Origin of the sequence: Streptococcus sp. 27098_8_148 (assembly GCF_041432105.1) — a bacterium.
GTDB lineage: Bacteria > Bacillota > Bacilli > Lactobacillales > Streptococcaceae > Streptococcus > Streptococcus parasanguinis_AE.
Map to the genome: position 1 here is coordinate 245,027 of NZ_JAPVYY010000003.1, position 10,238 is coordinate 255,264.

At 43.0% G+C, this 10,238-nt stretch carries 11 protein-coding genes; 2 read left to right on the forward strand and 9 right to left on the reverse strand.

What is annotated here, in order from left to right; translation table 11 throughout:
- Window positions 1-26: 26 nt before the first annotated feature.
- The 9 genes from O3646_RS04155 to O3646_RS04195 form a co-directional block, all read right to left on the reverse strand.
- Complete coding sequence (locus O3646_RS04155) at window positions 27-707, reverse strand: TIGR02206 family membrane protein (RefSeq protein ID WP_003006294.1); 681 nt, start codon at window positions 705-707, stop codon at window positions 27-29.
- Window positions 708-720: 13 nt separating this feature from the next.
- A complete protein-coding gene (locus tag O3646_RS04160; RefSeq protein WP_368397595.1) occupies window positions 721-1,407 on the reverse strand; it encodes a TIGR02206 family membrane protein in 687 nt (228 codons plus the stop codon).
- 24 nt (window positions 1,408-1,431) lie between these two features.
- Window positions 1,432-2,127, reverse strand: a complete 696-nt coding sequence (locus tag O3646_RS04165; RefSeq protein WP_368397593.1) for a TIGR02206 family membrane protein — start codon at window positions 2,125-2,127, stop codon at window positions 1,432-1,434.
- A 56-nt stretch (window positions 2,128-2,183) separates the two neighbouring features.
- Complete coding sequence (gene murF / locus O3646_RS04170; protein WP_371610576.1) at window positions 2,184-3,551, reverse strand: UDP-N-acetylmuramoyl-tripeptide--D-alanyl-D-alanine ligase; 1,368 nt, start codon at window positions 3,549-3,551, stop codon at window positions 2,184-2,186.
- Window positions 3,552-3,825: 274 nt separating this feature from the next.
- Window positions 3,826-4,872 (reverse strand): D-alanine--D-alanine ligase, encoded by a 1,047-nt coding sequence (locus O3646_RS04175; protein ID WP_368397591.1) that lies wholly within the window; start codon window positions 4,870-4,872, stop codon window positions 3,826-3,828.
- Between the two features lie 76 nt (window positions 4,873-4,948).
- The gene (gene recR, locus O3646_RS04180) at window positions 4,949-5,545 is read right to left on the reverse strand and encodes a recombination mediator RecR (protein WP_021152853.1); all 597 of its coding nucleotides are present in this window, start codon (window positions 5,543-5,545) and stop codon (window positions 4,949-4,951) included.
- Between the two features lie 10 nt (window positions 5,546-5,555).
- Window positions 5,556-7,607: a penicillin-binding protein PBP2B gene (gene pbp2b / locus O3646_RS04185; RefSeq protein ID WP_371610577.1), complete on the reverse strand. Its 2,052-nt coding sequence runs from the start codon at window positions 7,605-7,607 to the stop codon at window positions 5,556-5,558.
- A 140-nt stretch (window positions 7,608-7,747) separates the two neighbouring features.
- On the reverse strand, window positions 7,748-8,380 hold the full coding sequence (locus tag O3646_RS04190; protein WP_049515494.1) for a DUF421 domain-containing protein: 633 nt from the start codon (window positions 8,378-8,380) through the stop codon (window positions 7,748-7,750).
- On the reverse strand, window positions 8,377-8,829 hold the full coding sequence (locus tag O3646_RS04195) for a DUF3290 family protein (RefSeq protein WP_371610578.1): 453 nt from the start codon (window positions 8,827-8,829) through the stop codon (window positions 8,377-8,379). The genes O3646_RS04190 and O3646_RS04195 overlap by 4 nt, the downstream gene beginning before the upstream one ends.
- A gap of 135 nt (window positions 8,830-8,964) precedes the next feature.
- Between O3646_RS04195 and O3646_RS04200 the strand changes: the two genes are divergently transcribed.
- Entirely contained in the window at window positions 8,965-9,792 is an 828-nt protein-coding gene (locus tag O3646_RS04200) for an exodeoxyribonuclease III (protein WP_371610579.1), read from the forward strand.
- An 11-nt stretch (window positions 9,793-9,803) separates the two neighbouring features.
- Window positions 9,804-10,190, forward strand: a complete 387-nt coding sequence (locus O3646_RS04205; RefSeq protein WP_070586491.1) for a VOC family protein — start codon at window positions 9,804-9,806, stop codon at window positions 10,188-10,190.
- The last annotated feature ends 48 nt before the right edge of the window (window positions 10,191-10,238 follow it).

Sequence of the window (10,238 nt, forward strand, 5' to 3'; positions counted from 1 at the left end):
CCGAGATGTCCCAACCTTCCTACTTGTTATTTTCTCACTTTCACCCGCTCACTTCTGCGACTGAAGAACTGATTAAAGAGTAATAAAGCAAGGGCTAAAATACTGGATACAACCAGATAATTGAGCCATACCTTATCCCCTCTCATAATCGGAGGGCGGGCCATCAAGCCATAATTTCCTCCCGTCAATTGATTGACTCCAACCAGGAATAAATCTAAGGCAAAGGTATAGAGAACAATCTGACTATTTTTTAAGAGGTTTCGATCATACCATCTCAAGAGATATATCAAGGAATTGATGAGGAGACAGTAATGTCCGAGGAGGAAAGAAAAGCTCGTAATATGAGGGAAAGTGTAGGGATCAAAGACTGGATAGCCCAAAGCAAAGATGGCTCCACTCACTCCCATCAAGGCAAAGAACTGTTTGCTTTTCCAGCGGTCTGGTAAAAACAAGACCGCAAACATGGCCAAGCGGCAATGATAAAATGGTAAGCTATTGGACCAAGGAATGTGGTAGGCAAAATACCAAAGATACAAGCAAATTAACTGGAAGCCTTGTAAGTATTGAAAGCATTTACGAAATTGCTCATTCTGATAATAGCGAAGTGACATCATAATCGCTGTCACAACGAACAAGACCATCACACTATACCAAAGTGCTGAGATTGCTGGTGGTGCTGTTGATTCTGTAGTGAAAAAATGATGCATAAAATCTCCTTATTTAAACAGATTTAGGTATTCTTCTTTTCTTACTGTACTGAACGATCGTATTGATGAAAATCAGTGTCCCCGTCATGAGGACTGTCACGATCAAATAGTTGAGCACAAGGCCATGGTCTCCTAGCACAGGTGGTCGACGCAGAAAGCCATAGTTTCCGCCCGTTACAAGGTTGGCTAGAACAATAATGGCATTGACTCCAAAAGTCATCTGACAGATCTTCCAAACAGCCCCTTCTTCCACCTGGTAGGATTGAACCAGATAGATTAGACAGTTGGCCAAGAGGGCCCAGTGACCAAAGACATTGTTGATCGAGGAAACGTGAGGAAAAGGGTAGGGATAAAAAACAGGATGAACCAAGGCCATAATGGAGCCAAAGACTCCCACGAGGGCAAAATATTGCTTGAAGCTTCCCTTGGGGGCCAAAAGAATAATCCACATGGCCATCCGGCTATGATAGAAGGGAAGACTCTCTGAAAAAGGCAAGCGAGCTGCTAAATACCAAGAGTTGATGATGAGCAACTGGATCAACTGTCCCCAATACCAAAAGTTTTGGTAGCTTTTGGAGTGAGCAAATCGAATGGACAGAACTGCCACTACCACCAATGAAGTCGGCAATAAGAAATACCAGGCCCCCAATTGAGGAGGGGCCGTTGGTTGACTGGTAAAAAATAAGTCCCGAAGTGCCATGATTTCTTTCCCTTATCTGCTTTTTTATTCTGAACGCGAAACAATACTCTCTTCGACCATCTTGTATTTGTAGCGCTGGTTGACCAAGCAAATACCAGCCACCATCACGATGCTGACCAAGAGGTAGTTCAAAAGAGCACCGTGGTCTCCAATGATTGGTGGACGTCGTAAGAAGCCGTAATCTCCTCTGGTCAAAAGATTAACCAAAAAGATGACTGCATTCATACCAAAGGTGATCTTAACAATCCGTAAGGTGTCCTGTTTTTCCGACTGATAAAAATCCTGTAGGTAAATCAAACTATTGGCAAACAAGGCCCAGTGACTAAAAATCAGGTTGAGTACAGTAATATGGGGGAATGGGAAGGGGTCAAAGGCCGGATAAACCAAAGCCGCAATGGATCCTAGAACACCCAACAAGGCAAAATATTGCTTGATATAGGTCCCTCTAGGAGCAAAAAGGATCGCAAGCATAGCCAAGCGACAATGATAAAAGGGTAAATTATCTGTCAAAGGCATGTGAGCGAGAATATACCAAGCATTAATAGTCAAGACTTGGATCAACTGCGCCCAATACCAAAAGCGTTGGTAGCTTTTAGACTGTGCATATTTGATGGAAAAGTAGCCAACCACCAACAAAGAAGCTGGCAGAATGAAATACCAGAGCCCAAACTCAGGCGGGGCTGATTTTTGGTTCGTAATCAATAAATCCCAAAATGTCATTTTTCTATTCCTTTAGTTTATAGTAGCCTATTTTTGTATAACTTCCTTCACATTTGCTAGGCTTTTTCTAATTCCTCTACCAATTTGGCTAAATGCATGGAATTGCTTCCCTTGATGAGGATTTGGTCCTGCTCTTTTAAGCTTTCCTTGACTTGTTTGACCATGTCCTCAAACTGGTCTTCCTCAGCTGTTTTTTTGAAATAATAGACATGTCCAAGTGGGAACATCTGACTCGCTAATTGAGCCAAGCCCGCAATGTCTTGCCCATAGAAAATAACGGTATCCAAGACATCCGGCGAGAGGCTGAGGATCATTTGGTTGTGCAGATCTACAGATTGCTCCCCTAGTTCTTTCATATCTGCAAGGACGGCTAATTTTCGGCCATTTGGATTCGCAGGAATAGTCGAGAAGGTTTCTAAAATCAAACGCATAGCTGTCGGATTAGCATTATAGACATCGGATAAGATATCTGCTCCATTACTGGCCTTTTTCCATTCCGTTCGGTTGCGCGTCAATTGCAAGGTAGCAAAACTATCACGAATCGCCGCTTCGCTCACTCCTTCTTGCAGGGCAACATAAGCTGCAATCATGGCATTGGTCGCATTGTATTTTCCTGTTACTGGTAGATCAATCGCTTCTTCTAAGAAATTAGCACGGAAAGTTAAGCTATCCTTTCGCTCTACCAACTCGGTAATAAAAATCTCCTCGTCTGGACCAAAGCGGACCACTTTTTGTTTTTCAGGGAGGTAGGCATTCACGATCGGATCAGCTGGAACCACCAGAAGGCCACCTTCTGGCATGCCATCCGCAATTTGGAGTTTTCCTTTTGCGATCTCACTTCGATCTTTGAAAAATTCCAAATGGGCTTCCCCAATTAAGGTGACAATAGCAGCCTTGGGATGCGCCAGTTCTGACAAAAGATGGATATCTCCTAGATGGTCTTGCCCCATTTCAAGGACCAGTTTGTCTGTCCCTTCTGGCATATGGAGAACTGTATAAGGAAGACCAATTTCGTTATTATAGTTTCCCTGTGTTTTATAGGTCAGGTAAGTAGTGGACAAAAGCTGTGCCAACATATCTTTTGTGGTGGTTTTACCATTTGACCCCGTCACTGCAAAAACATCTACTTTTGTCTTTTGAAGATAGGCAGCAGCCAGGTTTTGAAAAGCACTCAACACATCTTCTACCAAAATATAAGGATGCCCTTCTACCACTTTCTCTGAAAAAGTGGCTACGGCTCCGTTTTCAAAAGCAGTCTCAATAAAGTCATGACCATCACGCGCTCCCTTTAAAGGAACAAACAGGTCTCCAGGCCCAATCAAACGGCTGTCAAATTCAGGCTTGACGAGGGCCACATCTTCAAATTGGCTGATATCATTTTTTGCATGTACTAGATGAGCAACTTCATGTAATGTGAGATTCATATCCGACTCCTCAGTTCTCCGTAGCGTCTTCAAAAATTTGGACGCTCCTATCAAATTCTTCTCATTATACCATATTCTAGACCACAAAAAAAGTGGCTGGGACAGAAGTCCTAGCCTCTTGATTGTTTTAGGATTGTCGAGCAAGACGCAGTGGTTGAGTGGGCTCTACTACGCTGATTTCATCAGCTTTTACAGCCCTACTCAACTGTGCGGAGGTGGGACGACGAAATCGAATTCTAACGAATAACCGATTTCTGTCCCACTCTCTCTTTTCTTACAACAAATGCGCTTCGTGTTTTTGGAAGACTTCTTTTCCAAGCTCTACTAACTTGGTGATCAAATCTGTATAGTTGAGTCCCATATTGTCCCAAAGCAAGGGATACATAGACCATTGGGTAAATCCTGGCATGGTATTGAGTTCGTTTAAGAAGATCTCTCCTTTATCGGTATAGAAGAAATCACAACGCGCTAAACCTAGACCACCGATCGCACGAAAGGCTTTTTCTGCGTTGGTCCGCATAGTTTTCACAACCTCAGGGTCCAATTGAGCTGGAATCGCCATGGTAATTTTGTTGTCGATGTATTTGGCATCATAATCATAGAAGGCCACATCTTTCACAACTTCACCTGGCAAGGTGCTCTTCACATCATAGTTTCCAAGAAGTCCAACTTCGATCTCACGCGCATTGACTCCTTGTTCTACCAAGACACGGCTATCGTATTTGAAGGCTAATTCGAGAGCAGCCCGAAGCTCTATTTGGTTTTCAGATTTTGAAATCCCTACGCTTGAACCCATATTGGATGGTTTGGTAAAGACAGGATAAGAGAGATTGGCTTCAATTGCAGCAATTTTCTCATCAATGTCATCGCCTTCCACTACAGCTACATAAGGAACTTGTGGAATCCCTGCAGATTCCAAAACCCGTTTGGTGGTAATCTTGTCCATGGCCACACTGGAAGCTAGGATACCACAGCCGACATAAGGCATTTTCAAGACTTCTAAGAATCCTTGAATGGAACCATCTTCTCCCATCGGTCCATGAAGAACTGGAAAGACCACTGCTCCTTCCTTGTAAATCCCAGATGGAGCCACTTTTTTAGACCAGTCCACTGTCTCATTGGTCATCAATTTCTCATCATCCGCTGGTTTCTCTTCAAAAGCTTGCGTCTGGATGAAGTCTCCTGACTGCGTAATAAAGTAGGTTTGAACCGAAAATGCTTGGTAATCAATCGCGCGCATCACGCTTTCTGCTGAAAGAACAGATACTTCACGTTCTGCACTACGTCCACCATACAACAGGATTAAGTCTTGTTTACTCATAGTTTCTCCCTAATTGTTCCCTTGATTTCTTACTTGATAGTATACCACAATGATAGCCCTTTCGAAAGAACTTCTCTTATAATTCTGTCCGATTTTCAATCGCACGAAGCAAGGTCACTTCGTCCGCATACTCGATATCGGCTCCAACTGCCAGACCACGTGCCAAACGAGTCACTTTGATCCCTGCTGGCTTGAGCACGCGTGAGATATACATAGAAGTCGCTTCCCCGTCTGCCGTCGCATTGGTCGCAACAATGACCTCAGTAACTGTTCCATCCATCAAGCGACTGAGCAAACTCTTGAGATTGATATCATCGGGTCCCACGCCATTCATGGGTGAGATCAAGCCATGCAAGACATGATAGCGACCGTGGTATTCCTGGATATTTTCCATAGCAGAGACATCCCGGCTATCTTCTACAACAAGAATGAGGGATGGATCCCGCGTTTCATCTCGACAAATCTCGCAGGTTTCTTCATCAGTCAAATTGCCACAAATACTGCAATACCCTAGCTCACGCTTGGCATTTAGTAAGTTCTTGGCAAATTCATTAACATCATCATCTGACATGCCAATAGTGTAAAAAGCAAGACGGGTCGCTGTTTTGATCCCAATTCCTGGCAACTTGGAATAGCTGTCAATTAATTTTGCAATAGGTGCTGGATAAAGCATAGTTTCCTTTCTAATTCATGGGGTGTTTCTGATTGTATAAGTTAATAATGTCACGCGTAATGGAATGACTAACTGTCGCCTGTAGATTGGTATTATGTGGAAAGACCACCGCTACCGCAATCTTTGGATTATTCGATGGTGCATACGCCACCACATTAGTATTAATGGCTTGTTTGCCCCCATCGACAGTGGTTTCAGCTGTACCAGTCTTTGCACTGATGGGCACACTGGCCCCACGACCAACGGTTTTTCCTGTCGTCAACCCACTCGTACCATTGGCCACTTGGTAAAACCCTTGCTTGATCAAAGCCATGTTCTCCGCTGAGATATGGACTTGATTGAGCTCCTTGGCTTCGATCGCTTTTTTCAACTGACCGAGGCCACCTTGATCATTATTGTCATAGATGCCTTCGACGACATGAGGACTCACCCGCTTCCCATCATTTGCAACGGTTGCCGCATACTGAGCCAATTGCATAGGGGTGTAGTTGTCAAACTGGCCAAAGGCATTGGTCAAATAATTACCGACTGTATACTCTTTCGGGATAAAACCGGTCGATTCATTGGGAAGGTCAATCCCCGTTGACGTTCCAAGACCGTACTCTGCAAAAGTAGAACGGAGTTTTTTCATAGCAGGGTCCACTTGATCTACTTGTAAGGTCATATTTGGAGTGTAGGGTTGCCCCATCATCTTAAGAGCAATTTGAACCATGTAGGTATTGGAAGAATATTCCAAAGCTTCTACTGCATTGATGGAGCGACTGCCATATTGGGTAAACCAAGAGTTAATCGGCGTTGATCCTGCAAAAATAATGGGCTGATCGGTCAGTACTTGATTGCCGGAAATGGCACCATTTTCCCATCCTGAAGTCAAGGTTGCTCCTTTAACGACCGATCCTGGGACGAAAACATTGGTGACTGTTCCCAAAGCATCGGTTGATAAATCTTGACTACCAGCCTGGTGTTTGATCCCTGCCATGGCAAGGACTTTCCCTGTATCAGGCTCAAGGGCTACAGCATAGACACCTTCGGAGTAGGTCGCATTTCCAGCTTGCAACTCTGCGCTAAAGGCAGAGCGGAGAATATCTTCCACCCCTTTTTGGAAATCCAAGTCAATCGAGAGCTTGAGGTTTTCCCCCTTAGCTCCTTTTGAAATGTCTACCACTTTATCCATATTGCCATTTTTATCCAGGAGAATTTCTTTTTCACTGCGTTTTCCTTGAAGGACGTTTTCGTATTCCTTTTCGAGATAAGAGGTTCCAACCCGGTCATTGAGGGCATAACCTTTTTTGACATAGTCCTCGACTTCTTCTGCTGGAAGTCCTGCCTGCTCAGTCGAAACCGTTCCGATGATAGAAGCTAAAGGAGTATCCAAAACCTTGCGGTCCCAGCTGGTCGTGATCGCAATTCCAGGAAGGTCCTGACTGTCAGCCGCGATGGTCGCAATCTGCTCAGCTCCTAGTGCTTGCGTCGAAATAATCCCCGTCGCAAAATTCTCCACAGCATTCATCTGGCTATAGAGATAAATAATCTTTTTCTCATCATCCGTATAGCCGAGTTTTGAAGGGTCGATACTATCCACTGCCGCTTGATAAATCTTGGCTTCCGGCAGGCGGTTGCCATCGGTATCAAATTTCTTTTTCTCAGGCAGGTGTTCCACGACCTCTTGGTAGACCTTGGTATTGGCTAGATAGTAATCCACTTCTTGCCGTTCGGTTACTTGAGGATTTTCTACATCGACATACTGCAAGAGTTTTCCAGCTGTCTCTCGCATTTCTTGGGCCGTCATTTTACGATCCCGAGTAAAGGTAAGGACTTGTTTTCCCACATTTTCCACCAAGGGCTTACCAGAAGCATCATAGATTTGCCCTCGCACACTCCCTTGTTTGACCGTCTTTTTGGTAGCTTTTGCCAATTTATCCGTATAGTAGGCTTGGTGAGAGATCTGCATATAGCCAAGTCGGGTAATCAGAACCAAAAAAAGAAGGCAAATCAAACTAAACAGCAGATAGAGTCTGCGTGTGATCGAATGATTCTCAAACTTCCGTATTTTCTTCTTCATGAAATTTTCTATCCTTCTTTTCTAATCAACACTTACTTTCCATTTTACTATTTTTCCAAGAGTATCTCAAGAAAAGGAAGAGCCCTTTCCTGGAATTTAATAAAGAAAAAAGATTGGACAGACTCGCCCAATCTCTTCTTCTAATAAGTCACAACATTGATTTTTCCTTTGTCATACTCAGCAATGAAAATATCCAAAACGTTGTCATAGCCTTCTTTTTCCAATTCAGCTAGCAACCACTCTTCACTTTTCCCAATTGTTTCCAAAATTTCAAGCTGAACCACACCATCCGTAATGATTGGGTATTTAGGATTTTCATCCCCCGCACGGACAACGATCATTTGACCGTTTTGTTCAATGACAGCTCGTTTCACTCCCTTTAATTGGAAAATTCCTTGTGAACGCAATTTCAAGGCAACGTCTGAAGCAGAAAGTCCCTTGGATCGACAAGCTTCCGGATCAAGCTTCCCATTTTTGATAATGACAGTTGGTTTGCCATCGATCAAGTGCTTCATAAAACGGACATTGGTATTGAGCCATTTTAAGAGTAAGATCAAAATAGTCCACATCAAGAGAATCACAATGTATTGAAGAATAGTAATGGAGCTATTGTAGATGACCCCACCAATAATTCCCCCAAGAACAAAGTTCTGTATCTGGTCTACTGCAGAACTTGGTGCTAAGTTTCCTTTCCCGGTCACATTGATTACAAATACCAAGGAAATCAAGCCGATAGCTAATTTAATCAAAATGGCTAAAAAATCTACTGTCATTTGTTCACCTCCACAAGTTCCACGTCTGTTTTATACAGATCCATCTTTTCTAATAGGTAGCTATCTAGGTCAGAGCCTGCGATAGCTCGGTAATAAACCTCTCCAACCTTCAGGATCGCCCCATCTGTGGCTGCTGAAGTATTGACATAGACATCTTCTTTTTTGACATCCAACTCCTTTGAGATGACCTCAATAAAATGGAGTGAGCGTTGGAACTGATCATTATTACTTTGGCTATTTTGGAAATTGCTGATACTGATCAAGACCACTGCAACCAGAGTCAAAATCGAGATAATGGATAATTCACGGAATTTGCTATCGTGCTTCTCCCGATAAGCTTTCACCGCAAAAAAACCAGTCAGTAGAATGAGCAAACCAGAGATCCCAATAGTCACCCAATTTTGCTGGCTGATCTGACTCAATACATAGTCATAAGAGTAAAATTTCATAATGAACTCCCTTTCTCCAAATGAATTCAAGCTATTATAATAGATTTCAGGGGAGAATTCAAGGCATTCTAATCAGAAAAAAATATATTTTTTGTTATAATAAAATTATCTATCATGTCAAGAAAAGGAAATACAATGAAACTCATTTCATGGAATATCGACTCGCTTAATGCTGCATTAACTAGTGATTCAGCACGTGCTAAACTCTCTCAAGAAGTCCTTCAAACCTTGGTCGCTGAGGATGCAGATATCATTGCCATTCAAGAAACCAAGTTATCCGCCAAAGGACCTACTAAAAAACACCTCGAAATTCTTGAGGAACTCTTCCCTGGATATGAAAACACCTGGCGCTCTTCTCAAGAACCGGCTCGTAAAGGCTATGCCGGAACCATGTTTCTCTATAAAAAAGAACTCACACCCGTTGTGACTTTCCCAGAGATCGGAGCCCCTTCGACCATGGACTTGGAAGGTCGGATCATTACCTTGGAATTTGATAAATTTTTCGTTACTCAGGTATACACACCTAACGCTGGTGATGGTCTCAAACGTTTAGAAGAACGTCAAGTTTGGGATGTCAAATATGCGGAATATTTGGCTGAATTAGACAAAGAAAAACCTGTCCTTGCAACCGGTGACTACAACGTTGCTCACAAGGAAATCGACCTTGCTAACCCAGCCAGCAACCGCCGTTCGCCAGGATTCACAGACGAAGAACGCGAAGGATTTACAAACCTTTTAGCAGCAGGATTTACAGATACCTTCCGTCACCTACATGGTGATGTTCCTGAGCGCTATACCTGGTGGGCACAACGCAGCAAGACTTCAAAAATCAACAATACAGGCTGGAGAATCGACTATTGGTTAACCTCAAACCGCATTGCAGATAAGGTTACTAAATCAGACATGATTGACTCAGGCGCACGCCAAGACCACACACCGATTGTCTTGGAAATTGAATTATAAGGATTTTCTTTATGAACTACAATGCAGTAATTCCCGAGTTTATGGTTTCGAATATAGAACAGTCCCGTTCCTTCTACTGTGATTTGCTCGGTTTCACCATCGAATACGAGCGCCCAGAAGAAAAATTTCTCTTCCTGTCTCTTGAAGATTGCCAGCTCATGCTAGAGGAGGGGACAGTTGAAGAATTAGCTGAACTAACCTACCCATTTGGCCAAGGAATTAACATCTCCTTTGGTATAGAGGATGTCCCTAGGCTCTATCAGAAATTGTTAGAAGCCAACTATCCTATTCATCGCCCATTAATTAAAAGAAAATTTCGTGTTGACGACCATTATATCTATCCTCATGAATTTGCAGTTTTAGATCCAGATGGCTATTTTTTAAGATTTAGCGAATAAGAGAATAGATCACTAGAGTAGAAAAAGAAACAAAAAAAGAAAGAGACT